Annotated in this window: 19 protein-coding genes and 1 tRNA gene; 12 read left to right on the plus strand and 8 right to left on the minus strand. The window is 69.4% G+C overall.

Annotated features, from left to right (window positions below; translation table 11 throughout):
* Positions 1–16: 16 nt before the first annotated feature.
* Positions 17–2,737 (minus strand): DNA polymerase I, encoded by a 2,721-nt coding sequence (gene polA / locus ACFY93_RS18985; RefSeq protein ID WP_391360105.1) that lies wholly within the window; start codon positions 2,735–2,737, stop codon positions 17–19.
* 176 nt (positions 2,738–2,913) lie between these two features.
* Here polA and ACFY93_RS18990 point away from each other — a divergent pair, with 176 nt between their 5' ends.
* The 9 genes from ACFY93_RS18990 (at position 2,914) to ACFY93_RS19030 (ending at position 13,051) form a co-directional block, all read left to right on the plus strand.
* Positions 2,914–5,193 (plus strand): FdhF/YdeP family oxidoreductase, encoded by a 2,280-nt coding sequence (locus ACFY93_RS18990; RefSeq protein WP_391360107.1) that lies wholly within the window; start codon positions 2,914–2,916, stop codon positions 5,191–5,193.
* 82 nt (positions 5,194–5,275) lie between these two features.
* Positions 5,276–5,764: a hotdog fold thioesterase gene (locus ACFY93_RS18995; RefSeq protein ID WP_391360109.1), complete on the plus strand. Its 489-nt coding sequence runs from the start codon at positions 5,276–5,278 to the stop codon at positions 5,762–5,764.
* Between the two features lie 317 nt (positions 5,765–6,081).
* Positions 6,082–6,324, plus strand: coding sequence for a hypothetical protein (locus tag ACFY93_RS19000; protein WP_391360112.1), 243 nt, complete (start codon positions 6,082–6,084; stop codon positions 6,322–6,324).
* A complete protein-coding gene (locus ACFY93_RS19005; RefSeq protein WP_391360114.1) occupies positions 6,315–6,917 on the plus strand; it encodes a Tat pathway signal sequence domain protein in 603 nt (200 codons plus the stop codon). The genes ACFY93_RS19000 and ACFY93_RS19005 overlap by 10 nt, the downstream gene beginning before the upstream one ends.
* A 287-nt stretch (positions 6,918–7,204) precedes the next feature.
* Complete coding sequence (locus tag ACFY93_RS19010) at positions 7,205–8,437, plus strand: ABC transporter substrate-binding protein (RefSeq protein ID WP_391360116.1); 1,233 nt, start codon at positions 7,205–7,207, stop codon at positions 8,435–8,437.
* A 126-nt stretch (positions 8,438–8,563) separates the two neighbouring features.
* Positions 8,564–9,496, plus strand: coding sequence for a branched-chain amino acid ABC transporter permease (locus ACFY93_RS19015; RefSeq protein WP_391360119.1), 933 nt, complete (start codon positions 8,564–8,566; stop codon positions 9,494–9,496).
* A 5-nt stretch (positions 9,497–9,501) separates the two neighbouring features.
* Positions 9,502–11,331, plus strand: coding sequence for a branched-chain amino acid ABC transporter permease (locus ACFY93_RS19020; RefSeq protein ID WP_391360121.1), 1,830 nt, complete (start codon positions 9,502–9,504; stop codon positions 11,329–11,331).
* Between the two features lie 5 nt (positions 11,332–11,336).
* On the plus strand, positions 11,337–12,338 hold the full coding sequence (locus ACFY93_RS19025) for an ATP-binding cassette domain-containing protein (protein ID WP_391360124.1): 1,002 nt from the start codon (positions 11,337–11,339) through the stop codon (positions 12,336–12,338).
* The gene (locus ACFY93_RS19030) at positions 12,335–13,051 is read left to right on the plus strand and encodes an ATP-binding cassette domain-containing protein (protein WP_391360126.1); all 717 of its coding nucleotides are present in this window, start codon (positions 12,335–12,337) and stop codon (positions 13,049–13,051) included. Before ACFY93_RS19025 ends, ACFY93_RS19030 begins: the two co-directional genes overlap by 4 nt.
* Positions 13,052–13,130: 79 nt before the next feature.
* Here ACFY93_RS19030 and ACFY93_RS19035 read toward each other — a convergent pair whose 3' ends face one another.
* A complete protein-coding gene (locus ACFY93_RS19035; protein WP_391360129.1) occupies positions 13,131–13,787 on the minus strand; it encodes a response regulator in 657 nt (218 codons plus the stop codon).
* Positions 13,788–13,889: 102 nt separating this feature from the next.
* Between ACFY93_RS19035 and ACFY93_RS19040 the strand changes: the two genes are divergently transcribed.
* Both ACFY93_RS19040 and ACFY93_RS19045 read left to right on the plus strand, forming a co-directional pair.
* Positions 13,890–13,964, plus strand: a tRNA-Leu gene (locus ACFY93_RS19040).
* Positions 13,965–14,070: 106 nt separating this feature from the next.
* Positions 14,071–14,844 carry a transcriptional regulator gene (locus ACFY93_RS19045; protein ID WP_391360131.1) on the plus strand — a complete coding sequence of 258 codons (774 nt, stop codon included), beginning with the start codon at positions 14,071–14,073 and terminating at the stop codon, positions 14,842–14,844.
* 10 nt (positions 14,845–14,854) lie between these two features.
* Here ACFY93_RS19045 and pyk read toward each other — a convergent pair whose 3' ends face one another.
* Positions 14,855–16,288 carry a pyruvate kinase gene (gene pyk / locus ACFY93_RS19050; protein WP_391360134.1) on the minus strand — a complete coding sequence of 478 codons (1,434 nt, stop codon included), beginning with the start codon at positions 16,286–16,288 and terminating at the stop codon, positions 14,855–14,857.
* Between the two features lie 250 nt (positions 16,289–16,538).
* On the opposite strand from pyk, the gene ACFY93_RS19055 reads away from it, so the two are divergent.
* The gene (locus tag ACFY93_RS19055) at positions 16,539–18,350 is read left to right on the plus strand and encodes a 5'-nucleotidase C-terminal domain-containing protein (protein ID WP_391360137.1); all 1,812 of its coding nucleotides are present in this window, start codon (positions 16,539–16,541) and stop codon (positions 18,348–18,350) included.
* Between the two features lie 26 nt (positions 18,351–18,376).
* Here the strand turns inward: ACFY93_RS19055 and ACFY93_RS19060 are convergent, their stop codons facing one another.
* From ACFY93_RS19060 to ACFY93_RS19080, 5 genes are all read right to left on the minus strand, one after another.
* Complete coding sequence (locus ACFY93_RS19060; RefSeq protein ID WP_391360140.1) at positions 18,377–19,786, minus strand: SidA/IucD/PvdA family monooxygenase; 1,410 nt, start codon at positions 19,784–19,786, stop codon at positions 18,377–18,379.
* Positions 19,783–21,168 (minus strand): aminotransferase class V-fold PLP-dependent enzyme, encoded by a 1,386-nt coding sequence (locus tag ACFY93_RS19065; RefSeq protein ID WP_391360142.1) that lies wholly within the window; start codon positions 21,166–21,168, stop codon positions 19,783–19,785. The genes ACFY93_RS19060 and ACFY93_RS19065 overlap by 4 nt, the downstream gene beginning before the upstream one ends.
* A 271-nt stretch (positions 21,169–21,439) precedes the next feature.
* On the minus strand, positions 21,440–23,965 hold the full coding sequence (gene pepN / locus ACFY93_RS19070) for an aminopeptidase N (protein WP_391360145.1): 2,526 nt from the start codon (positions 23,963–23,965) through the stop codon (positions 21,440–21,442).
* Positions 23,966–24,127: 162 nt separating this feature from the next.
* A complete protein-coding gene (locus ACFY93_RS19075) occupies positions 24,128–24,493 on the minus strand; it encodes a chorismate mutase (RefSeq protein WP_391360147.1) in 366 nt (121 codons plus the stop codon).
* Between the two features lie 141 nt (positions 24,494–24,634).
* Entirely contained in the window at positions 24,635–25,453 is an 819-nt protein-coding gene (locus ACFY93_RS19080) for a trypsin-like serine protease (RefSeq protein ID WP_391360150.1), read from the minus strand.
* Between the last annotated feature and the right edge of the window lie 160 nt (positions 25,454–25,613).

Consider the following 25,613-nt stretch of genomic DNA (forward strand, 5'->3'; position numbering starts at 1 on the left):
CCCCGGCGGCGCGCACTCAGTGCGCCGCCGACTCCCAGTCCGCACCCGTGCCCACCGACACGTCCAGGGGCGCCCGCAGCGTGACCGCGGAGGCCATCTCCCGGCGCACGAGCTCCTCGGCCCGGTCCCGCTCACCGGGGGCGACCTCCAGGACGACCTCGTCATGGACCTGGAGAAGCATGCGGCTGCTCAGGCCGGCCTCGGTCAGCGCCTCGCCCACCTTGAGCATCGCGATCTTGACGATGTCGGCGGCGGTGCCCTGGATCGGGGCGTTCAACGCCATGCGCTCGGCCGTCTCACGACGCTGACGGTTGTCGCTGTTCAGGTCGGGCAGATAGCGGCGGCGACCGAACAGGGTCTCGGTGTACCCCGTCGCCCGGGCCTCCTCGACGGCGCGGCGCAGATAGTCCCGCACCCCGCCGAACCGCTCGAAGTAGGTGTCCATCAGCGCGCGCGCCTCACCCGCCTCGATGTTCAGCTGCTGGGACAGACCGAACGCCGACAGCCCGTACGCCAGTCCGTACGACATCGCCTTGATCTTGCGGCGCATCTCCGCGTCGACGGCGGACCGCTCCACGGAGAACACCTGCGAGGCGACGGTGGTGTGCAGGTCCTCGCCGGAGGTGAACGCCTCGATCAGGCCCTCGTCCTCGGACAGGTGCGCCATCACACGCAGCTCGATCTGGCTGTAGTCGGCCGTGAGCAGCGACTCGAAGCCCTCGCCGACGACGAACCCGCGGCGGATGGCGCGGCCCTCGTCCGTGCGGACGGGGATGTTCTGCAGGTTCGGATCCGTGGACGACAGCCGGCCGGTCGCGGCGACCGTCTGGTTGAACGTCGTGTGGATGCGGCCGTCCGCGGCGATCGTCTTGATCAGCCCCTCGACCGTGACCCGCAGCTTGGCCTGCTCACGGTGACGGAGCATGATCACGGGCAGCTCGTGGTCGGTCTGGCCGGCCAGCCAGGCCAGCGCGTCCGCGTCCGTGGTGTAGCCCGTCTTCGTCTTCTTCGTCTTCGGCAGGCCCAGCTCGCCGAAGAGGACCTCCTGCAGCTGCTTGGGCGAACCGAGGTTGAACTCGTGCCCCACCGAGGCGTGCGCCTCCTTCACGGCCTGCTGCACCGCGCCCGCGAACATCTGCTCCATGGCCTCCAGGTGGGCGCGGTCGGCGGCGATGCCGTGCCGCTCCATGCGGGCCAGCAGCGCCGACGTCGGCAGCTCCATGTCACGCAGCAGGTCCGCCGCGCCGACCTCGGCCAGCTTCTGGCCGAACGCCTCACCCAGGTCGAGGATCGTGCGGGCCTGCACCATGAGCGCCTCGGCCTCGGCCTCCTCGTCCGTGCCGAAGGCCAGCTGCCCGTCGGCCGCGGCGGCGGGCGCCAGCTCCCTGCCCAGGTACTCCAGCGACAGCGCGTCCAGCGCGAAGGAACGACGGCCCGGCTTCACCAGGTACGCGGCGAGCGCGGTGTCCATGGACACGCCCTCGACGCTCCAGCCGTGCTCGGCGAAGACCCGCATCGCGCCCTTCGCGTTGTGCAGCACCTTCGGGCGGGCGGGATCGGCGAGCCACCCCGCGAACGCGTTCTCGTCGGCCTCGTCCAGCCCCGACGGATCGAACCAGGCGGCGGCACCCCCCGCGGCGGCCAGCGCGACCTCGGCCACCGCGCCCGCGCCCAGCGCCCACGCGTCGACCGAGGCGAGCCCCAGAACCTCCACGCCGTACTCGGCCAGCCACGGCGCCAGCTCACCCGCACCGAGCACCCTGCCGTCCAGCTCCACACCCGCGACGACCGGCGTCTCCTCCGCCTCCTCGCCACCCGGATCCACGGCCAGCAGCCGCTCCCGCAGCGACGGATTGCGGATCTCCAGGGTGTCCAGGACCATCGCGACGGCCGTGCGGTCGTACGCCGCCCGCTCCAGGTCGGTGACCGTCCTGGGCAGCTCCACGTCACGCACCATCTCCGTGAGACGGCGGTTCAGCTTCACCGCCTCCAGATGGTCCCGGAGGTTCTGCCCCGCCTTGCCCTTGACCTCGTCGACCCGCTCGACCAGCTCCGCGAACGAACCGAACTGATTGATCCACTTCGCGGCCGTCTTCTCACCGACACCCGGAATACCCGGCAGGTTGTCCGACGGGTCACCGCGCAGCGCGGCGAAGTCCGGGTACTGCGCGGGCGTCAGCCCGTACTTCTCGAAGACCTTCTCCGGGGTGAACCGGGTCAGCTCCGAGACACCCTTCGTCGGATACAGCACCGTCGTGTGCTCGCTCACCAGCTGGAACGAGTCCCGGTCACCGGTGACGACCAGCACCTCGAAACCCGCGGCCTCCGCCTGCGTGACCAGCGTCGCGATGACGTCGTCGGCCTCGAACCCCTCCACCGCGAACCGCTCCGCACGCATCGCGTCCAGCAGCTCGCCGATCAGCTCGACCTGCCCCTTGAACTCGTCCGGCGTCTTCGACCGGTTCGCCTTGTACTCGGTGAACTCCTCGGACCGCCACGTCTTGCGGGACACGTCGAACGCCACCGCGAAATGCGTGGGCGCCTCGTCGCGCAGCGTGTTCGCCAGCATCGACGCGAAGCCGTAGATCGCGTTCGTCGGCTGGCCCGTCGCGGTCGTGAAATTCTCCGCGGGCAGCGCGAAGAACGCACGGTACGCCAGCGAGTGCCCGTCCATGAGCATCAGCCGCGGACGCGTGCCGGAGGTCTTCTCGGTCTTCTTCGATGCTGTTTCTGCCACGCCCCCGATCCTGCCACGCCCCACCGACAACGAGGCACCGTCCGCCCCCGGCCCCGCCCGCCGGACCCGGCACCGCCACCCCGTACACACCCCGGTCCGGAGCGGGCGGCGTCACCGTCCGAGGCCCATGCGAGGATCGACGCACAGGTCACACATGCACGCGAAGGGGTTCAGCGATGGCCAGCAAGCCGCCCAAGGGTGATCCCGTCCAGGACGCCCCCCAGGTCGCCGAGCCCAAGCACGCCGCGGCAGGACTGCCCGCCGTCGGGCACACCCTGCGCATCGCCCAGCGGCAGATGGGCGTCCGCCGCACCGCGCTCACCCTGCTGCGGGTCAACCAGAAGGACGGCTTCGACTGCCCCGGCTGCGCCTGGCCCGAACCGGAGCACCGGCACACCGCCGAGTTCTGCGAGAACGGCGCGAAGGCCGTCGCCGAGGAGGCCACCCTGCGCCGGGTCACCCCCGGCTTCTTCGCCGCGCACTCCGTCACCGACCTCGCCACCCGCAGCGGCTACTGGCTCGGCCAGCAGGGCCGCCTCACCCGGCCCATGTACCTCGCCGAGGGCGCCGACCACTACGAGCCGGTGTCCTGGGAACAGGCCTTCGACATCGTCGCCGAGGAGATCGCCGCACTCGGCTCCCCCGACGAGGCCCTCTTCTACACCTCGGGCCGCACCAGCAACGAGGCAGCGTTCCTGTACCAGCTGTTCGCCCGTGAACTCGGCACGAACAACCTGCCGGACTGCTCCAACATGTGCCACGAGTCGTCCGGATCCGCCCTCACCGAGACCCTCGGCGTCGGCAAGGGCAGCGTCCTGCTCGACGACCTCCACCAGGCCGACCTGATCATCGTCGCCGGACAGAACCCGGGCACCAACCACCCCCGGATGCTCTCCGCCCTGGAGAAGGCCAAGGCGGGCGGAGCGAAGATCATCACCGTCAACCCGCTGCCCGAAGCCGGCCTGGAACGCTTCAAGAACCCGCAGACCCCCAAGGGCATGATCAAGGGCGCCGCCCTCACCGACCTGTTCCTGCAGATCCGCCTCGGCGGCGACCAGGCCCTCTTCCGCCTCCTCAACAAGCTGATCCTCGACACCGAGGGCGCCGTCGACGAGGACTTCGTCCGCGAACACACCCACGGATACGAGGACTTCACCGCGGCCGCCCGCGCCGCCGACTGGGACGAGACCCTCACCGCCACCGGCCTCACCCGCGACAGGATCGACGAGGCCCTGCGGATGATCCTCGCCTCCCGGCGCACCATCGTCTGCTGGGCCATGGGCCTCACCCAGCACAAGCACGCCGTCCCCACCATCCGCGAAGTCGTCAACTTCCTCCTGCTCCGCGGCAACATCGGCCGCCCCGGCGCCGGCGTCTGCCCCGTCCGCGGCCACTCCAACGTGCAGGGCGACCGCACCATGGGCATCTTCGAACGCCCCGCCCCCGCCTTCCTCGACGCCCTGGAGAAGGAGTTCGGCTTCGCCCCGCCCCGCGAACACGGCTACGACGTCGTACGCGCCATCCGCGCCCTGCGCGACGGCGACGCCAAGGTCTTCTTCGCCATGGGCGGCAACTTCGTGTCCGCCTCCCCCGACACCGACGTCACCGAGGCCGCCATGCGCCGCGCCCGCCTCACCGTCCACGTCTCGACGAAACTCAACCGCTCCCACGCCGTCACCGGCACCCGCGCCCTGATCCTGCCCACCCTCGGCCGCACCGAGCGCGACCTCCAGGACAGCGGCGAACAGTTCGTCACCGTCGAGGACTCCATGGGCATGGTCCACGCCTCCCGCGGCCGCCTCACACCCGCGAGCCCCCACCTCCTGTCCGAACCGGCCATCGTCTGCCGCCTCGCCCGCCGCGTCCTCGGCCAGGACAGCCGCACCCCCTGGGAAGAGTTCGAGAAGGACTACGCCACCGTCCGCGACCGCATCGCCCGCGTCGTCCCCGGCTTCGAGGACTTCAACGCACGCGTCGCCGACCCGGCCGGCTTCGCCCTGCCCCACGCACCCCGCGACGAACGCCGCTTCCCCACCGCCACCGGCAAGGCCAACTTCACCGCAGCGCCCGTCGAATACCCGGCACTGCCCGAAGGCCGCCTGCTGCTGCAGACCCTGCGCTCCCACGACCAGTACAACACCACCATCTACGGCCTCGACGACCGCTACCGGGGCATCAGGAACGGCCGCCGCGTCGTCCTCGTGAACCCCGACGACGCCCACGCGCTCGGACTCGCGGACGGCTCCTACACCGACCTCGTCAGCGAGTGGAAGGACGGCGTCGAACGCCGCGCCCCCGGCTTCCGCGTCGTCCACTACCCGACGGCCCGGGGCTGCGCCGCCGCCTACTACCCGGAGACCAACGTCCTGGTGCCCCTCGACGCCACCGCGGACACCAGCAACACCCCGGCCAGCAAGTCCGTCGTGGTGCGTCTGGAACAATCGGCGGCCGACTGAGCGTTTGCTCAGCCGAGCCGACAGGCGAACAGACACACATCACCACGACAGACGCACAACCCGAACGAACGGAGCCGGGCCCATGGGCGAGCAGCAGCAGGTGCAGTTCCCGCAGGAGGTCGTCGACGAGTACGCCACGCTCGGCGTCGACCTGCCCGCGCTGTTCTCCGCCGGGCACCTCGGTACGCGCATGGGCGTCCAGATCCTGGAGGCGTCCGCCGACCGCGTCGTCGGCACCATGCCCGTGGAGGGCAACACCCAGCCCTACGGCCTGCTGCACGGCGGCGCCTCGGCGGTACTGGCCGAGACGCTCGGATCGGTCGGCTCGATGCTGCACGGCGGCATCTCCAAGATCGCCGTGGGCGTCGACCTGAACTGCACCCACCACCGCGGGGCCCGCACCGGACTGGTCACCGGGGTGGCCACCCCGGTCCACCGAGGCCGCTCGACGGCGACGTACGAGATCGTGATCAGCGACGAGCAGGACCGGCGGGTGTGCACCGCCCGGCTGACCTGCATGCTGCGTGAGGTGAACCCCGGCGACGGGGTACCGGCGGCCCCCACCGCCTGAGCCGCGCACGGCCGGCCCCGGCACCCCTCCCCCGCACCGCCCCGGCCCGCGCCATTGCCTCCGCCCGCCCCGCACCCTAGCGTCGGAGCATGGGACGGGGAGAGGCCCCTGGCCGGGGCCGGCGGTCGCGGTTCACGCCGGGACGGTCCGCACGCGCGCCGATGCTGCTCGCGCCGTTACTGGCCGCCGTCGTGGTGGCCGGCTGCGGCAACTCCGGTACGGGACGAGCGGGTCCGGGGCGGGCAGGTCCGAGCGGCACTCACCCGGAGTCCGCGCCGACGGCGCCCCGACCAGCCCTGTCCGCCGAGGAATTGTGCGTGAGCGCCGTCGGCTACTGGGCACGCGAGCTGTCGGCCCGCCCCGACTCCTACGGCGACTACCAGTCGATGGGGCTGTCCAACCGGCAGTACGACATCCTGCGGAAGGTCGTGGACGCCGCCCGGGCCCGGACACGCGGTCAAGACGGTCCGGCGGACGAGGAGTCGACGCAGCGGCAGGTGCGCCGGGCGTGCGCCCGGCAGTACCGCCACGGCGGTCCGAGCGGCGGTCCGTGGCAGTGACGAGCGGCATCGGCCCCGTCGAGCCGGGGCAGGACACCGACGCCTGGGACGCCCGGGACATCCCGCGGCCGCGCCGGCGACCCGCCCGGCTCCTCCGCCGCCACCCCCGGACCGCCCTCACCGGCGCCGCGGCCCTCGCCGCCCTGGCGGCCGGCGTCCTCCTGTACGCCGGCCGGCCGCGGCAGGCGCCCGCTCCCCCGGCCCCGTACCCCGCGCAGGCGGTCGGCCTCGACTACCTGGACGCGGCGCCCGGCGGCGCCGGGAGGAACGGTTTCAGATTCACGGTGCGGCTGAGCGTGCGGTCCGGTCCGCCCGTCACCGTGACCCGGATCGCCCAGCCCTCGGCCGGCCTCTCGGTGACCTCGGCCCCCGCGGCACCTTTCCAGACAAAATCGCATTCCTCCCGCAAGATCATTGTCACGCTGCGGGTGACGGATTGCGAAATGGCGCCCCGGAACCCCGGGCTCCCTTTCCTGGATGTAACGCTGCGTAATACGCGGGCAATGCAAGCCCACAGTTTCATCCTGGGCCGGAGCTACGCGCGCCACCTCTCCCGGGCCCTCGAGGTCGCCTGCAGCAACGATTCCAGGTAATCACCAAAACGCCCCAGACACCTGAACACAGCCTGCCCGTCCTGCAAAGTCTCACGATGTGGACAGGGCGAATCGGCCTGAATTCCGCTCTTCCTCCCCACCGACACCGCTCTGCATTACCCCGTGTCATAACAAGAGAGTCACAGCCTGACTCAGACCCTCCTCCACCTTCCCCACACACGCTTAGTGTCACGTCCAGTCACCGCGCCGTCGGAATGTCACTTCGGCCCAGCGCTCGACTCGGCCGCCTCCACGGGGAAGCGGCTGTGCCAGGGAAAGGACTGATCGTGCGCCAACGTTCGCTCATCGCCATCACCGCCGCCCTCGCGGCGGGGGCGCTCACCCTCACCGCCTGCGGCTCGCGTGACGACGACGGCGGCTCGGACTCCGGCAACGGCGGCGGTGGCACCACCGTCGTCATCGGTGTCGACGCCCCGCTGACCGGCGACCTGTCCGCGCTGGGCCTCGGCATCAAGAACTCGGTGGACCTCGCGGCCAAGACGGCCAACAAGAACAAGACCGTCGACGGCGTCACCTTCAAGGTCGAAGCCCTCGACGACCAGGGACAGCCCTCCGTCGGCCAGCAGAACGCGACCAAGCTCGTCGCCGACAAGGACGTCCTCGGCGTCGTCGGACCGCTGAACTCCTCCGTCGGCGAGTCCATGCAGAAGGTCTTCGACACCGCCAAGCTCGTCGAGGTCTCCCCGGCCAACACCAACCCGTCGCTCACCCAGGGCCTGGACTGGCAGAAGAAGAAGGTCCGCCCCTACAAGTCGTACTTCCGCACCGCGACCACGGACGCCGTCCAGGGCCCCTTCGCCGCGCAGTACGTCTACAACGACTCCAAGAAGAAGAAGGTCTTCGTCATCGACGACAAGAAGACCTACGGCGCCGGCCTCGCCGGCACCTTCACCGAGGAGTTCAAGAAGCTCGGCGGCAAGGTCGTCGGCACCGAGCACATCAACCCGGACAGCAAAGACTTCAACGCCGTCGCCACCAAGGTCAAGAACTCCGGCGCCGACGTCGTCTACTACGGCGGCGAGTACCCCCAGGCCGGCCCCCTGAGCAAGCAGATCAAGGAAGCCGGAGCCAAGGTCCCCCTCGTCGGCGGCGACGGCATCTACAGCGCCGACTTCATCAAGCTCGCCGGCGCCAAGGGCACCGGCGACCTCGCGACCTCCGTCGGCGCACCCGTCGAGGAACTCCCCTCCGCCAAGGAATTCGTCGCCAACTACAAGAACGCCGGATACAAGGAGGCCTACGAGGCCTACGGCGGCTACTCCTACGACTCCGCCTGGGCGATCATCGAGGCCGTCAAGAAGGTCGTCGACGCCAACGACGGAAAGCTCCCCTCCGACGCCCGCGCCAAGGTCGTCGACGCCATGCAGCAGGTCTCCTTCGACGGTGTGACCGGCAAGGTCTCCTTCGACGAGTTCGGTGACGCCACCAACAAGCAGCTCACCGTGTACGCCGTCGAGAACGGTGCCTGGAAGGCCGTGAAGTCCGGCACCTACAGCTGACCCACCGCCCGCCACCACTGACCACGAGCCGCGCGGGGCGCTGTTCCACAAGCGCCCCGCGCGCACTCGCATCCGGCCACACCCGGCCCCATCCGTCGAACGTCCGAAAGTCTCGGAGGACATGCGGTGAACGAACTGCCGCAGCAGCTGGTCAACGGCCTGCTACTGGGATCCATGTACGGGCTGATCGCCATCGGCTACACGATGGTCTACGGCATTGTCCAGCTCATCAACTTCGCCCACGGCGAGATCTTCATGACCGGCGCCTTCGGCGCACTCACGGTCTATCTCTACATCCTGCCCGACGGCACCTCCATGTGGATCGCCCTGCCCCTCATGCTGATAGGCGCCATGCTGGTCTCCGTCGGCGTCGCCGTCGGAGCCGAACGCTTCGCCTACCGCCCCCTGCGCAACGCCCCCCGCCTCGCCCCGCTCATCACCGCCATCGGCCTCTCCCTCGCCCTCCAGCAGGCCGTATGGGCGTTCTACCCCCACGCGAAGTCGAAGATCCCCTTCCCGCAGATCGAAGGCGGCCCCTTCCACCTCGGAAACGCCACCCTCCAGACCGGCGACATCTTCCTGCTCGTCGCCGCGCCGATCAGCATGGCCTTCCTCGCCTACTTCGTCGCCCGCACCCGCACCGGACGCGGCATGCAGGCCACCGCGCAGGACCCCGACACCGCGAAGCTCATGGGCATCAACACCGACCGCATCATCGTGGTCGCCTTCGCCCTCGGCGCCCTCTTCGCCGCCGTCGGAGCCGTCGCCAACGGCCTCAAGTACGGCCAGATCGACTTCAAGATGGGCTTCATCCTCGGCCTCAAGGCCTTCACCGCGGCAGTCCTCGGCGGCATCGGCAACATCTACGGCGCCATGATCGGCGGCATCGTCCTCGGCGTCGCCGAAACCCTGGCCACCGCCTACATCGCCGACATCCCCGGCCTCGACCAGTTCGGCAGCCAGTCCTGGGCCGACGTCTGGGCCTTCATCCTCCTCATCCTCGTGCTCCTGTTCAGGCCACAGGGCCTGCTCGGCGAACGCGTCGCGGACAGGGCGTGACACCGATGACCACACAGACCACCGCACCCACGGCCGCCGGCACCACGCCCACGGGCACCCCCACCGGACTCATCGGCATACCCCCGCACATCGGACGCGCCCTCGCCACCGGCGGCGGCATCCTCACCATCGCCTCCACCTTCATGGCCTGGACCTGGACCGCCGAATTCCCCGGCGACCTCACCGTCTACGGCTACCCGGGCGGCCTGCAGGTCCTCGTCCTCATCGGCGGAGCCCTCACCACCCTCTTCGGCCTCGCCTCGTACGGCATCAAGGGACTCCGCGCCGTCGCACCCGCCGGCGCCGACGCCTCCCTCAAACTCGCCGCACTCGGCACCCTCGTCACCGCCTGGTACACGATCATCGCCATCAGCACCAAACTCGGCGGTGTCGTCAACCTCGAACCCGGCGGCTACGTCGTCGTCGCCGCCACCCTGACCGCCCTCCTCGGCTCCCTCGCCCTCCCCTTCGAACGGCCCGAGCCCGACCCGTTCGACCCCGACGACACCGGCTGGGAGCAGTTCAAGCACACCGCCTCCCAGAAGTGGCAGACCCTCAGGGCCGCCTTCTCCTCCGCCACCAAGCCCCGGCCCGTCCCGGCACTCCCCGCCTACGCCGAGATCCTCATCATCGCCGGGATCCTCGCCCTCGGCCTGCTCGTCTTCACCTACGGCATCGGCACCGACTACGACGAACTCTTCGTCGGCTTCCTCATCACCTCCGGCTTCGGCTTCGCCGCCTTCAACAAGGCCGGCCTCATCGCCCAGGCAAGCCAGATCACCGCCCGGCACCAGAACATCACCGTCTGCGGCGCCTTCGTCGCCGCAGCCTGCTTCCCCTTCACCCAGACCGACGACCAGTACGCCACCCTCGGCGTCTACATCCTCATCTTCGCCACGGTCGCCCTCGGCCTGAACATCGTCGTCGGCCTCGCCGGCCTCCTCGACCTCGGATACGTCGCCTTCCTCGGCGTCGGCGCCTACGCCGCCTCCATGGTCTCCGGATCCCCCAGCTCCCCCTTCCACGTCCACCTCCCCTTCCTCGCCGCCGTCCTCGTCGGCGCCGCAGCCTCCCTGATCTTCGGCGTCCTCATCGGCGCCCCCACCCTCCGGCTGCGCGGCGACTACCTCGCCATCGTCACCCTCGGCTTCGGAGAGATCTTCCGCATCACCGCCAACAACCTCGACGGCACCTCCGGCCCCGACGTCACCAACGGCTCCAACGGCATCTCGTCGATCCCCGACCTCAACATCCTCGGCTTCGACCTCGGCATCCAGCACGACATCGCCGGCTTCACCATCGGCCGGTTCGCCAACTACTTCTTCCTGATGCTCATCATCACGGCCGTCGTCGTCCTCGTCTTCCGACGCAGCGGCGACTCCCGCATCGGCCGCGCCTGGGTCGCCATCCGCGAAGACGAAACCGCCGCCCTCGCCATGGGCATCAACGGCTTCCGCGTCAAACTCATCGCCTTCGCCGTCGGCGCCACCCTCGCCGGCCTCGCCGGCACCGTCCAGGCCCACGTCACCTACACCGTGACACCCGAGCAGTACCTCTTCGCCGGCGCCACCCCGCCCAACTCCGCCTTCCTGCTCGCCGCAGTCGTCCTCGGCGGCATGGGCACCATCGCCGGCCCCCTCGTCGGCGCCGCACTCCTCTTCCTGATCCCCAACAAGCTCCAGTTCCTCGGCGACTACCAGCTCCTCGCCTTCGGACTCGCGCTCGTCCTGCTGATGCGCTTCCGTCCAGAGGGCCTCATCCCCAACCGACGCCGCCAGCTGGAATTCCACGATGAGGCCGAAGCGCCCACAGTCCTGAGCAAGACAGGGGCCTGACCACCATGACCACCGACACCACCACCAAGGACACCACGCCAGGCGCCCCCGCACCCGGCACCACCGTCCTCGACGCACGCGGCGTCACCATGCGCTTCGGCGGACTCACCGCCGTCAACGGCGTCGACCTCACCGTCAACAGCGGCGAGATCGTCGGACTCATCGGCCCCAACGGCGCCGGCAAGACCACCTTCTTCAACTGCCTCACCGGCCTCTACATCCCCACCGAAGGCGAAGTCCGCTACAAGGACCGCGTCCTGCCCGCCAAATCCTTCAAGGTCACCGCCGCCGGCATCGCCCGCACCTTCCAGAACATCCGCCTGTTCGCCAACATGACGGTCCTGGAAAACGTCCTCGTCGGCCGCCACACCCGCACCAAGGAAGGCTTCTGGTCAGCCGTCCTGCGCGGCCCCGGCTTCCACAAGGCGGAGAAGGCCTCCCGCGAACGCGCCCTCGAACTCCTCGAGTTCGTCGGCCTCGCCGCCAAAGCCGACCACCTCGCCCGCAACCTCCCCTACGGCGAACAGCGCAAGCTCGAGATCGCCCGCGCCCTCGCCAGCGAACCCGGCCTCCTGCTCCTCGACGAGCCCACAGCCGGCATGAACCCGCAGGAGACGCGCACCACCGAAGAACTCGTCTTCGCCATCCGCGACAAGGGCATCGCCGTCCTCGTCATCGAGCACGACATGCGCTTCATCTTCAACCTCTGCGACCGCGTCGCCGTACTCGTCCAGGGCCAGAAGCTCATCGAAGGCGACAGCGCCACCGTGCAGGGCGACGAACGCGTCGTCGCCGCCTACCTCGGCGAACCCCTCGAGAACGACCCCGGCGCCGCGGAAGCCGCCGAAGTGGAAGCCGCCGAAGCCGCCCAGGCAGCAGCAGCCACACCCGACCGGGCGACACCCGCGGACACGGACACCGCCCAGGCAGCGGAGCCCGACGCCACCGAGGCAGCACAGGCCGACACCACCACGGACACCGCGGCCGGCAAGGAGAACGACCGATGACCGCACTGCTCGAGGTCGAAGACCTCCGCGTCGCCTACGGCAAGATCGAAGCCGTCAAGGGCATCTCCTTCAAGGTCGACGCCGGCGAAGTGGTCACCCTCATCGGCACCAACGGCGCCGGCAAGACCACCACCCTGCGCACCCTCTCCGGACTGCTCAAGCCCGTCGGCGGCCAGATCAAGTTCGGCGGCAAGTCACTCAAGAAGGTGCCCGCCCACCAGATCGTCTCCCTCGGCCTCGCCCACTCCCCCGAGGGCCGGCACATCTTCCCGCGCATGACGATCGAGGACAACCTGCGCCTCGGCGCCTTCCTGCGCAGCGACAGAGCCGGCATCGAAAAAGACATCCAGCGCGCCTACGACCTCTTCCCCATCCTCGGAGAACGCCGCAAGCAAGCCGCCGGCACCCTCTCCGGCGGCGAACAGCAAATGCTCGCCATGGGCCGCGCCCTCATGTCCCAGCCCAAACTGCTCATGCTCGACGAACCCTCCATGGGCCTCTCCCCGATCATGATGCAGAAGATCATGTCCACCATCGCCGAACTCAAAGCCGGCGGCACCACCATCCTGCTCGTCGAACAGAACGCCCAGGCCGCCCTCTCCCTGGCCGACCAGGGCCACGTCATGGAAGTCGGCAACATCGTCCTCTCCGGCAGCGGACAGAACCTCCTCCACGACGAATCCGTCCGCAAGGCCTACCTCGGCGAAGACTGACGGCAACCACCCACGCACACGACGAGGCCCGCGCCCCCCACCAGGGGACGCGGGCCTCATGCACACCCCGGAACAGCCATCAGCCCTTCGCGGACTTCTTCTCCTCCGCGTCCTGGATGACCGCCTCCGCCACCTGCTGCATCGACATACGCCGATCCATCGACGTCTTCTGGATCCACCGGAACGCCGCCGGCTCCGTCAGCCCGTACTCCGTCTGCAGCACCGACTTCGCCCGGTCCACCAGCTTCCGCGTCTCCAGACGCTGGCTGAGGTCGGCGACCTCCTTCTCCAGCTCCTTCAACTCCGTGAACCGCGACACCGCCATCTCGATCGCCGGCACCACATCACTCTTGCTGAACGGCTTCACCAAGTACGCCATCGCCCCGGCGTCCCTCGCCCGCTCCACCAGATCCCGCTGCGAGAACGCCGTCAGCATCAGCACCGGCGCGATCGACTCCTCGGCGATCTTCTCCGCCGCGGAGATGCCGTCCAGCTTCGGCATCTTCACGTCGAGGATCACCAGGTCCGGCCGGTGCTCCCGGGCCAGCGCGACGGCCTGCTCACCGTCCCCGGCCTCCCCCACGACGGAGTAGCCCTCCTCCTCCAGCATCTCCTTGAGGTCGAGACGGATCAGCGCCTCGTCCTCGGCGATGACGACGCGGGTCGTCAGCGGAGGCACGTGCGACTTGTCGTCATCGGGCACGTCTACGGGCTGCGGCGACTCGGGGGCGGTCACGGTGGCTCCTCGTTCCAGGGCAGGCAGATACTGCTGTCAAGAGCCTACCTAGCTGCGGTATGGTGGGTTCCCGAGGGGTCGCGCTATCCCTTTTTTTCCAAGGCCCCAGTACTCCAACTGGTTAGAGAGGCCGCTCTCAAACAGCGGACAGTGTGGGTTCGAATCCCACCTGGGGCACTTTTCCTTGGATTCCAAGATGAGCACAACGAAGTGGATGTTCTCGTTCTCGTGAACATCCACTTTTTGTTGCGCGTCGCGATCGCCAGTCACGCAGAGTGGCCGCATGTACGACACCCACACGCGGGAGCGAATCCTCGCCGACGTCGCTCAGGGGCGCAGCCTCAACTCCGTCAGCAAGGAAACCGGTATTTCCCGGGCTGCCATCCGCTCATGGCAGGTCCGTCTTGAGCCCCATCGGCGCACCGGCCAACCTTGCCCACGCTGCCGAAAGCAACCGGACAAACCCGAGGACCCGGCGGCGTACGCGTACCTGCTGGGCTTCTACCTCGGGGACGGTTGCATCAACGCCAGCCGCAGAGGTGTCTACGTCCTGCGTATCGTCTGCGACAACGCTTGGCCCGGCCTCATCGATGCGTGTGAAGCCGCGATGCGCAGCGTCCGTCCCGAGAACAGTGTCTACCGCGTCAAGAAGCAAGGCTGCAAGGCAGTCACCAGCTCAAGTAAGCACTGGCCCTGCCTCTTCCCTCAGCATGGCCCCGGCAAGAAGCACGACCGCGCCATCGTCCTTGAGAGCTGGCAACAGGAGATCGTGGACAGTTACCCCTGGGAATTCATCCGGGGACTTATCCATTCCGACGGGTGTCGGATCACCAACTGGACGACCCGGCTCGTCGGTGGCGAGCGGAAGCGCTACGAGTACCCCCGTTACTTCTTCACCAACAAATCGGACGACATCCGGAAGCTGTTCACCGACACCTTGGACACGGTTGGCGTGGGGTGGACCACCCTTTCCCGTGGCAGTGACCCACTGAACATCTCCATCGCCCGCAAAGCCTCCGTCGCCCTGATGGATGCTCACGTGGGGCCCAAGTACTGAGGTGTCCCCGTTACTTGGGGCGGGACTCGCCGATGTGGTGGACGCGGACCAGGTTTGTCGTGCCGGAGACTCCGGGGGGTGAGCCGGCGGTGATGATGACCGTGTCGCCCTCGCGGCAGCGGCCGATCCTCAGGAGTTCCTCGTCGACCTGGGCGACCATCGCGTCGGTGGAGTCGACGTGCGGGCCGAGGAACGTCTCGACGCCCCAGGTGAGACTCAGCCGAGAACGGGTGGCCGGGTCGGGGGTGAAGGCGAGGAGGGGGATCGGGGAGCGGTAGCGGGAGAGGCGGCGGACGGTGTCGCCGGACTGGGTGAAGGCGACGAGGAACGTGGCGCCGAGGAAGTCGCCGATCTCGGCGGCGGCGCGGGCGACGGCTCCGCCCTGGGTGCGGGGTTTGTTGCGTTCGGTGAGGGGTGCCAGTCCCTTGGCGAGGATGTCCTCTTCCGCCGCCTCGACGATGCGGGCCATGGTGGCGACGGTTTCGACGGGGTACGCGCCGACGCTGGTCTCGCCGGAGAGCATGACCGCGTCGGTGCCGTCGATGACGGCGTTGGCGACGTCGCTGGCTTCCGCGCGGGTGGGGCGGGAGTTCTCGATCATCGAGTCGAGCATCTGGGTGGCGACGATGACCGGTTTGGCGTTGCGCTTGGCGAGTTTGATGGCGCGCTTCTGGACGACGGGGACTTGTTCGAGGGGCATTTCGACGCCGAGGTCGCCGCGGGCGACCATGATGCCGTCGAAGGCGGCGACGATGTCGTCGATGGCGGTGACGGCCTGGGGTTTCTCGATCTTGGCGATGACGGGGAGGCGGCGGCCTTCTTCGTCCATGATGCGGTGGACGGCGTCGATGTCGCGTCCGCTGCGGACGAAGGAGAGGGCGACGATGTCGAAGCCGGTGTCGAGGGCCCAGCGGAGGTCGGCCTCGTCCTTGCCGGAGAGGGCGGGGACGGAGACGGCGACGCCGGGGAGGTTGAGGCCCTTGTGGTCGGAGACCATTCCGCCTTCGAGGACGTGGGTGTGGACGCGGGGGCCGTCGATGCCGGTGACTTCGAGGGTGACTTTGCCGTCGTCGACGAGGATGCGTTCACCGGGGGTGACGTCGGCTGCGAGGCCGCTGTAGGTGGTGCCGCAGCTCTGGCGGTCGCCTTGGGCGCCGGGTTCGACGGTGATGGTGAAGGTGTCGCCGCGTTCAAGGAGTACGGGGCCTTCGGTGAAGTGCCCGAGGCGGATCTTCGGGCCTTGTAGGTCGGCGAGGATGCCGACGCTGCGGCCGGTCTCGTCGGCGGCCTTGCGTACGTGCTGGTAGCGCTCCTCGTGTTCGGCGTGGCTGCCGTGGCTGAGGTTGAAGCGGGCTACGTCCATTCCGGCTTCGACGAGTGCTTTGATCTGGTCGTACGAGTCGGTGGCGGGGCCCAGGGTGCAGACGATTTTCGCTCGGCGCATGGTTCGACCCTAGGGCTTACCGGTGGGTAGGTAGTTGGTCGCGGGTGACTACTCAACGTCCTTTGCGTGTAGGGGTGTTGACAAGTGTTGACGTGTGCGTGGGGGTGCTCCGATGAGCGTCGGCGGGTGGGCGGGTGGGGTGCCGCTTCTGACAGTCATCGTTTTGAAACCTGATGGGCCTGTTGCGCAGAGTCATGGCCGCGTCAGAATCTACGCGCGTTGTCCGATCGTCGCGCGAGGAGCGAGAGACATGCCGTTGAACCGCCGGAAGTTCTTGAAGAAGTCCGCTGTGACGGGTGCGGGGGTCGCCCTGACGGGCGTGGCCGCCGCTCCGGCCGCCGAGGCGGCGCAGTCGGTGAAGGGGGGCGGGAGGCGGCGTGAGAAGCGGTTCTCGCTGACCGTGATGGGGACGACCGACACGCACGGCCACGTCTTCAACTGGGATTACTTCAAAGACGCTGAGTACTCCGACGCGAAGGGCAACGCGCTCGGTCTGGCGCGGATCTCGACGCTGGTCGATCAGGTTCGTGAGGAGAAGGGGCGGGGTCACACGCTGCTCATCGACGCGGGTGACACGATTCAGGGCACGCCGCTGACGTACTACTTCGCGAAGGTGGATCCGATCACCGCGAAGGGTGGTCCGGTGCATCCGATGGCGCAGGCGATGAACGCGATGAAGTACGACGCGGTGGCGCTCGGGAACCACGAGTTCAACTACGGGATCGAGACGCTTCGCAAGTTCGAGTCGCAGTGTGATTTCCCGCTGCTGGGGGCGAACGCGCTGGACGCGAAGACGCTGAAGCCGGCGTTTCCCCCGTACTTCATGAAGACGTTCCGTCCTCGGGGTCTGCCGCCGGTGAAGGTGGCGGTGCTGGGGTTGACGAATCCCGGTATCGCGATCTGGGACAAGGCGTACGTGCAGGGGAAGCTGACGTTCCCGGGGCTGGAGGAGCAGGCGGCGAAGTGGGTGCCGAAGCTGCGGTCGATGGGTGCGGATGTCGTCGTGGTGTCGGCGCACAGCGGTGCGTCGGGGACGTCGTCGTACGGTGACCAGTTGCCGTACGTGGAGAACTCGGCGGCGCTGGTGGCGCAGCAGGTGCCGGGTATCGACGCGATTTTGGTGGGTCACGCGCATCTGGAGATTCCGGAGTTGCGGGTGGTGAATGAGAAGACGGGCCGGACGGTGGTGTTGTCGGAGCCGTTGTGCTGGGCGGAGCGGTTGTCGCTGTTCGACTTCGAGCTGGTTTTCGAGAGGGGGCGGTGGCAGGTCGAGTCGGTGGCGGCGTCGTTGCGGGATGCGCGGTCGGTCGAGGACGATCCGCGGATCACGCGGCTGCTGAAGGATGAGCATGCGGCGGTGGTGGCGTATGTGAATCAGGTGGTGGGGAGTGCGACCGAGACGCTGACGACGGTGGAGGCGCGGTACAAGGATGCGCCGATCATCGATCTGATCACGCGGGTGCAGGAGGATGTGGTCCGGGCGGCGTTGGTGGGGACGGAGTACGCGTCGTTGCCGGTGATCGCGCAGGCGTCGCCGTTCTCGCGTACGTCGGAGATTCCGGCGGGTGAGGTGACGATCCGGGATCTGTCGAGTCTGTACGTGTATGACAACACGTTGGTGGCGAAGGTGCTGACGGGTGCGCAGGTGCGGGCGTATCTGGAGTATTCGGCGGAGTATTTCGTGCGGACGGCGGTGGGTGAGGTGGTCGACGTGGAGAAGCTGACGAACGCGAACGACCGTCCGGACTACAACTACGACTATGTGTCGGGGTTGGTGTATGACATCGACGTCGCGCAGGTGCCGGGTTCGCGGATCGTGAATCTGACGTACAGGGGTGCGGCGCTGGATGATGCGCAGCGGTTCGTGCTGGCGGTGAACAATTACCGGGCGAATGGTGGTGGTGCGTTCCCGCATGTGGCGTCGGCGCCGGAGGTGTGGGCGGAGTCGACGGAGATTCGTACGCGGATCGCGGAGTGGGTGACGGCGAAGGGTGTGCTGGATCCGGCGGACTTCGCGTCGGTGGACTGGCGTCTGACGCGTGAGGGTTCGCCGCTGTTCTGATCTGTGGTGTGGGGTGGGGGTCGGCCTCAGATTCTGTCCGCCAGGGGCTTTTTTGTCCGGTTGTGGCGTGTGGGCGGGATCTGGGGCCGGTTGTTTTCCAGGCCGAAGGTGGTGAAGGCGGTGCGGTCGGGGAGGGGGTAGGGGTTTTTGCCTGTGATGGTGTTGAGGATGGCGGCGCTGCGCCAGGCGGCGAGGCCGAGGTCGGGGGTGCCGACTCCGTGGGTGTGGATTTCGGCGTTCTGGACGTAGATGTGGCCGGTGACGGTGGGGTCGAGGGCGAGGCGGAAGTGGTCGTCGATGTGGGGGCGTCCGGCGCTGTCGCGGTGGAGGTGGGGGTGGAGGCCGGCGAGGAAGCGGTCGAGGGGGCGTTCTCGGTAGCCGGTGGCGAGGACGACGGCGTCGGTGGTGAGGCGGGTGCGGGTGTTCTGCTGGATGTGTTCGAGGTGGAGTTCGATTTTGGTGGTGGTGAGGCGTCCGGCGGTGCGGACGTGGACGCCGGGGGTGAGGACGGTGTCGGGCCATCCGCCGTGGAGGCTGCGTCGGTAGAGCTCGTCGTGGATGGCGGCGATGGTGTGGGCGTCGATGCCTTTGTGGAGTTGCCATTGGGCGGCGACGAGGCGGTCGCGTACGGGTTCGTCGAGGGCGTGGAAGTAGCGGGTGTAGTCGGGGGTGAAGTGTTCGAGGCCGAGTTTTGAGTACTCCATGGGGGCGAAGGCTTCGGTGCGGGCGAGCCAGTGGATTTTTTCGCGTCCGGTGGGGCGGTTTCTGAGGAGGTCGAGGAAGACTTCGGCTCCGGACTGGCCGGCGCCGATGACGGTGATGTGGTCGGCGGCGAGGACGCGGTCGCGGTGTTCGAGGTAGTCGGCTGCGTGGAGGACGGGTGGGCCGGGGGCGTCGATGAGGGGTTTGAGGGGTTCGGGGATGTGGGGGGCGGTGCCGATTCCGAGGACGATGCTGCGGGTTCGGGTGCGGGTGGTGGTCGGGGCGTGTCCGTGGTCGTCGAGGTGGGTGTGGTCGACTTCGAAGAGGCCGTGCCGGGGGTTCCAGTGGACGCTGTCGACGTGGTGGCCGAAGTGGAGTGCGGGCAGGTGGTCGCTGACCCAGCGGCAGTAGGCGTCGTATTCGGCGCGCTGGATGTGGAAGCGTTCGGCGAAGTAGAAGGGGAAGAGCCGGTCGCGGGTTCTGAGGTAGTTGAGGAAGGACCAGGGGCTGGTGGGGTCGACGAGGGTCACGAGGTCGGCGAGGAAGGGGACTTGGAGGGTGGCGCCGTCGATGAGGAGTCCGGGGTGCCAGTCGAAGGTGGGGCGTTGTTCGTAGAAGACGGCGTCGAGTTCGGCGAGGGGGTGGGCGAGGGCGGCGAGGGAGAGGTTGAGGGGGCCGATTCCGATGCCGACGAGGTCGCGGGGTGCGGTGGTGGGGGTGGGGGTGGGGTTCATCGGGGGGTGTGTCCTTCCACCAGGTCGAGGAGTGCGGCGAGGTCGGCGGGCCGGGTGTGGGGGTTGAGGAGGGTGGCTTTGAGCCAGAGCCGGTTGTCGAGGGTGGCCCGGCCGAGGACGGCGCGGCCTTCGTGCAGGAGGGTTCGGCGCAGGTGGGCGACGGTGGTGTCGGGGGCGCCGGTGGGCCGGAAGAGCACGGTGCTGATGGTGGGCGGTGCGTGGAGTTCGAGGCGGGGGTGGGCTTCGACGAGGGTGGCGAGGTGCTGGGCGGCGGCGCAGACCTGGTCGATGAGGGCGGCGAGTCCGGTGCGTCCGAGGGTTTTGAGGGTGACGGCGATTTTGAGGACGTCGGCGCGTCGGGTGGTGCGCGGGGAGCGTCCGAGGAGGTCGGGGAGGCCGGCGTGGGTGTCGTCGTCGGCGTTGAGGTAGTCGGTGTGGTGGCGCAGGGGGTGCAGGTCGTGGGGGTCGCGTGCGGCGAGCAGTCCTGCGGCGATGGGTTGCCAGCCGAGTTTGTGCAGGTCGAGGGTGACGGTGTGGGCGCGGTCGAGGCCGGTGAGGAGGGGGCGGTGGCGTTCGCTGAGGAGGAGGGCTCCTCCGTAGGCGGCGTCGATGTGGAGGCGTGCGCCGTGGTGGGTGGTGAGGTCGGCGATCTCGGGGAGGGGGTCGATGTGGCCGGCGTCGGTGGTTCCGGCGGTGGCGGCGACGAGGAGGGGGGTGCCGTGCAGGCGGGTGAGGGTGTGGTGGAGGGCGGTGGGGTCGAGGGTGCCGGTGGGGGTGGGCAGGGTGATGGGTGTGGGGAGGCCGAGGAGCCAGGTGGCGCGGTGGAGTGAGTGGTGGGCGGCTGCTCCGCAGACGAGTTGTACGGGTCCGTGTGTCTCGCGGGCGAGGAGCAGGGCGAGTTGGTTTGCTTCGGTGCCGCCGGTGGTGATGAGGGCGTCGGGTGGTGGGGTGCCGTCGATGGGGGTGTGGGGGTAGATCTCGGCGGCGAGGGTGTCGGTGACGAGTGTTTCGAGTGCGGAGGCGGCGGGGGCCTGGTCCCAGGAGTCGAGGGAGGGGTTGAGGGCGCTCGCGGCGAGGTCGGCAGCGGTGGCGACGGCGAGGGGCGGGCAGTGCAGGTGGGCGGCGCAGTGGGGGTGGGCGGGGTCGGCGGCGCCTTCGGCGAGTGCGTGGACGAGGGTGTGGAGGGCGTCGGGGTGACCGTGTGGGGGGAGGATGTCGCCTGCGGCGTCGCGCAGGCGTCGGGTGGTGGTGTGGGGGCCTCCGGCGGGCAGTGGTCCGCCGCGTGCGCGTCCGCCGTCTTCGAGGGCGTGGAGCACGGTGGCGATCAGTGGCCGCAGGGCGGCGGGCCCGTCGGGTCCTGAGGCGAGACGGAGCGTGCTCATGGGTCCTCCGGGGCGCGGGGCTGCGGTTTCCAGCTTGTACGCGTGGGGGGGGCGGCGCGCCCGGATGCGGGGTGAGGGGAACCCGAAAGGGGGACGGGGTGGGGGGTGAGGGGGTTCGCGGGGTTGCCCGCGCCCCTGGGTTCGCGGGGTTGCCCGCGCCTCTTGACGGGCTCCCCCGGTCCGGTGGGTTGCTGCGGGGCTGTGGGGGGTGAGCACGCAGTTCCCCGCGTCCCTTGTGGGGCGCGGGGAACTGGTCGGTGCCGGAGGGGGGTTACGCCTCGCGGACCTTGAGGGCTCGGCGGAGGTCGTCGAGCTGGTCGGTGAGCTTGCGGCGCAGGGCGGGGATGGGGGCGGCGTCGCGGAGGCAGGTCTCGCCCTGGGCGAGGGTGTCGGCGGAGACCGCGTGGGCCGGGAAGGCGTAGCGGCCGGCGGCTTCGGCGATGGCGGGGCCGCGGCGGGCGGCGAGGGCGACGGCGTCGGCCCAGTAGCGGTCTGCGTACGGGGCGAGCAGGCCGGCCTGTTCGGGCTGCCAGAAGCCTTGGGCTGTGGCGGTGAACACGTAGTTGGAGAGGTCGTCGGTGGCGAACATCTTCTGCCATGCCTGGCGCTTGGCCTCGGGGTCGGGCAGTGCGGCGCGGCAGCGGGCGGCGCCTTCCTGGCCGCTGGCGCTGGGGTCCTGGACGAGTTCGGCTTCGATGACGTCGTCGTCGATGGCGCCGAGGACGGCGAGCCGGCCGAGGATGCGCCAGCGCAGTTCGGGGTCGAGTTCGGGTCCGCCGGGGACGGTTCCCTCGGAGAGCCAGGCGCTGATGGTGTCGGGCTGTGCGGCGGCGGCGATGAAGTGGCGTACGGCGGTGAGCCGGAGGCCGGGGTGGGAGCCGTCCTCGGTGCGGCGGATCAGGTCGCGGCAGAGGTCGCTGAGGGTGGCGAGGCCGGCGGGGCGTTGTTCGGCGGTGAGGTAGCGGTCGGCGATCTGGGTGGTGGCGAAGGCGAGGACGCCCTGGGTGATGGCGAGGTCGGTCTCGTGCGGGAGGTGGGTGCGGGCGGTGTCCAGGTAGGCGGTGGCGGGGAGTTCGCCGTCGCGTACGGCGTCGCGCAGGGCGTTCCAGACGACGGCGCGGGTGAGGGGGTCGGGGAGGCCGGTGAGGGCGGCGCGGACGGTGGTGAAGGAGTCGGTGTCGAAGCGGACCTTGGCGTAGGTGAGGTCGCCGTCGTTGAGGACGAGCAGTGCGGGCTGTTTGCCGATGGGCAGGGCGGGTCCGGTCTGCGGGACGTCGATCTCGACGCGTTCGCGCAGGGTGAGGCGCCCTTCCTCGGTGAGGTCGTGGTCGTAGAGGCCGACGGCGATGCGGTGCGGGCGGTTGCCCTGCTGGTCGACGGTGAGGGTGCGGGTGCCGTCGGCGGCGGGGGTGATGCGGGGGGTGAGGGTGTCGACGCCGGTGGTGCGCAGCCAGGCGTCGGCCCAGGCGTGGACGTCGCGGTCGGTGGCGTCGCCGAGGGAGTCGATGAAGTCGGCGAGGGTGGCGTTGGCGAACTTGTGCCGGTTGAAGTGGTTGTTGATGCCGGCGTGGAAGTCCTTCTCGCCGAGCCAGGCGACGAGCTGGCGCAGTGCGGAGGCGCCCTTGGCGTAGGAGATGCCGTCGAAGTTGAGCATGGCGGACGCGGTGTCGGGGACGGCGTCGGGGTCGGGTGCGACGGGGTGGGTGGAGGGGCGCTGGTCGGCGTCGTATCCCCAGGACTTGCGGGCGACTCCGAAGTCGGTCCAGGTGTTGGTGCCCCGGAGGGCGGCGGGGCATCCGCGGGCGTTGCTGTGGGCGACTTCGGTGAGGGTCTGGTAGCCCATGTACTCGGCGAAGGACTCGTTGAGCCAGATGTCGTCCCACCAGCGGAGGGTGACGAGGTCGCCGAACCACATGTGGGCCATCTCGTGGGCGATGACCATGGCGCGGGTCTGGCGTTCGGTGTCGGTGACGGCGGAGCGGTAGACGAATTCGTCGCGGAAGGTGACGAGGCCGGGGTTCTCCATCGCGCCGGCGTTGAACTCGGGGACGAACGCCTGGTCGTAGGAGTCGAAGGGGTAGGGCTCCTCGAACTTCTCGTGGTAGCGGTCGAAGAGGGCGCGGGTGATGTCGAGGAGTTCGTCGGCGTCGGCGTCGAGGTGGGGTGCGAGGGAGCGGCGGCAGTGGATGCCGAAGGGCAGTCCGGCGTGGGTGGTGCGGACGGAGTGCCAGGGGCCGGCGGCGACGGCGACGAGGTAGGTGGAGATGAGGGGGGTGGTGCGGGCTTTCCAGCGGTTGTCGCCGAGGTGTTCGGTGATGCCGTTGGCGAGGACGCTCCAGCCGTCGGGTGCGGTGACGGTGAGGTCGAAGACGGCCTTGAGGTCGGGCTGGTCGAAGGCGGCGAAGACGCGCTGGACGTCTTCCATGAAGAGCTGGGTGTAGACGTAGGTCTCGCCGTCGGTGGGGTCGGTGAAGCGGTGCATGCCCTCGCCGGTGCGGGAGTACCGCATGGTGGCGTGGACGCGCAGTTCGTGCCGGCCGGCGGTGAGGGCGGTGAGGGGGAGCCGGTTCTCGGTGAGGGTGCCGGGGTCGAGGGGCTGTCCGTCGAGGGTGGCGGAGCGCAGCTGGGCGGGCTTGAGCTCGACGAAGGTGTCCGCGTCCGTGCGGGCCGTGAACTGGATGACGGTGTGGGAGTCGAAGGTCTCGTCGCCGGTGGTCAGATCGAGGTCGATCGTGTAGTGGTGGACGTCGAGGTGCTTGGCACGGGTCTGCGCTTCGTCGCGCGTCAGTACGGACATGGGGCCATGCTGCCCGATGCCTTCGGCACGGCACAGAGGAGGGCGCGTTCTACGGCTTTTGTCCGGGCCCTGGACGGGTGCCGGGCGGGTGCCGGCGTGGTGCGGGGTGCTGGGTGCTGGGTGCCGTCGCGGGAGGGCGGGGAGGGCCGGGAGGGTCCGGTGTCACTCCCCCGTGTCGCCGCCGTTGCCGACGTCGTCGGCGATGCGCTCGTGGTGGCGGATGACCTCGGCGATGATGAAGTTCAGCAGTTTCTCGGCGAACGCGGGGTCGAGTTTGGCGTTCTCGGCGAGCTGGCGCAGCCGTGCGATCTGGCGGGCCTCGCGGGCGGGGTCGGCGGGCGGCAGCTGGTGGGTGGCTTTGAGGTGGCCGACCTGCTGGGTGCACTTGAAGCGCTCGGCGAGCATGTGGACGACGGCGGCGTCGATGTTGTCGATGCTGTCGCGCAGCCGGGCGAGTTCGGCGCGGACGGCGGGGTCGGCGTCACCGTTCGGTCCGGCGCCGGCTTGGTCGGTGTTGCTGGTGGTCATGGGCGTCCACCCTACGGGGCGGGGGCGGGGGTGATCACGGTATTCGGGGATGCGCCGGTGAGTCCGGTGGGGCTGCGGGGGCGGTGGGTTCCCGGGGGCGGCGTTCGCGCGGGGTTCGGCGGGCGCCGCCCCCGGGTCGGGTCAGAGTCCGGAGGCCGCTCGGGCTATGTCGGCGGCGAAGGTGGACACCTCGGTGTAGACGCCGGGGTATCCGGCGCGGGCGCAGCCCTCGCCCCAGCTGACGATGCCGACCTGGAGGTAGGCGCCGGTGTCGTCCTTGCGGAACATGGGTCCGCCGGAGTCGCCCTGGCAGGTGTCGACGCCGCCCCGTTCGACGAAGCCGGCGCAGATCTCCTCGCCGGGGACGAGGTCGTCGCCGTACGCGTCTTCGCAGGTGGCGTCGTCGACGAAGGGGACGGTGGCCTTGAGCAGGTAGCGCTGCTGGCCGCCGCCCTCGCGGGCGGCGCCCCAGCCCGCGATGGTGAAGTCGCCGTGGTTGTAGGCGGTGGTGGCGGCGATCTCGAGGGTGGGCCGGTCGATGGGCCTGGCCAGTTTGATCAGTGCCCAGTCGCGGCCCTTGCCGTCGTAGCCGGGTGCCTGGAGGACCTTGGTGGATCTGACCTTGATCGCGCTGCTGCTGCGCAGGTCGACGACTCCGGCGGTGGCGGTGATGGAGGTGTCGGTGCCGGATCCGTCGACGCAGTGTGCGGCGGTCAGGACGATGTCCTTGGCGTAGAGGGCGCCGCCGCAGCCCATGGAGAGGCGGACCATGAACGGGAACTCGCCCTGGGCCGCGCGGGTTCCGCCGACGACGGGCTGGGGGGCGGCGTGGGCGGTCAGTGGCTGGAGGGAGGCCGCGGCGAGGACGACGGCGCCGGTGGCGAGGGCCCGCCGGAGAATTCGGGTGGTCCTGCGGGGGGAGAGTCTCGCGAGGAGGCCCGGCTTCTTCGGTGCGTGCATCGTGGTTCCTTTCGTGGGGGGGTCGCGCACGGGGGCGGACCCGGCCATCGTAATGTCATGGACCCGACATGTGCGCGCGTTCGGATTATCGGAACGTGGTCTCCCCGGCCACAAGGACGGCATTCCGGCCAACCGCTCCCCCGCGGGCCGGGCGCTCCGC

This window comes from Streptomyces sp. NPDC008313 (assembly GCF_042956125.1).
GTDB lineage: Bacteria > Actinomycetota > Actinomycetes > Streptomycetales > Streptomycetaceae > Streptomyces.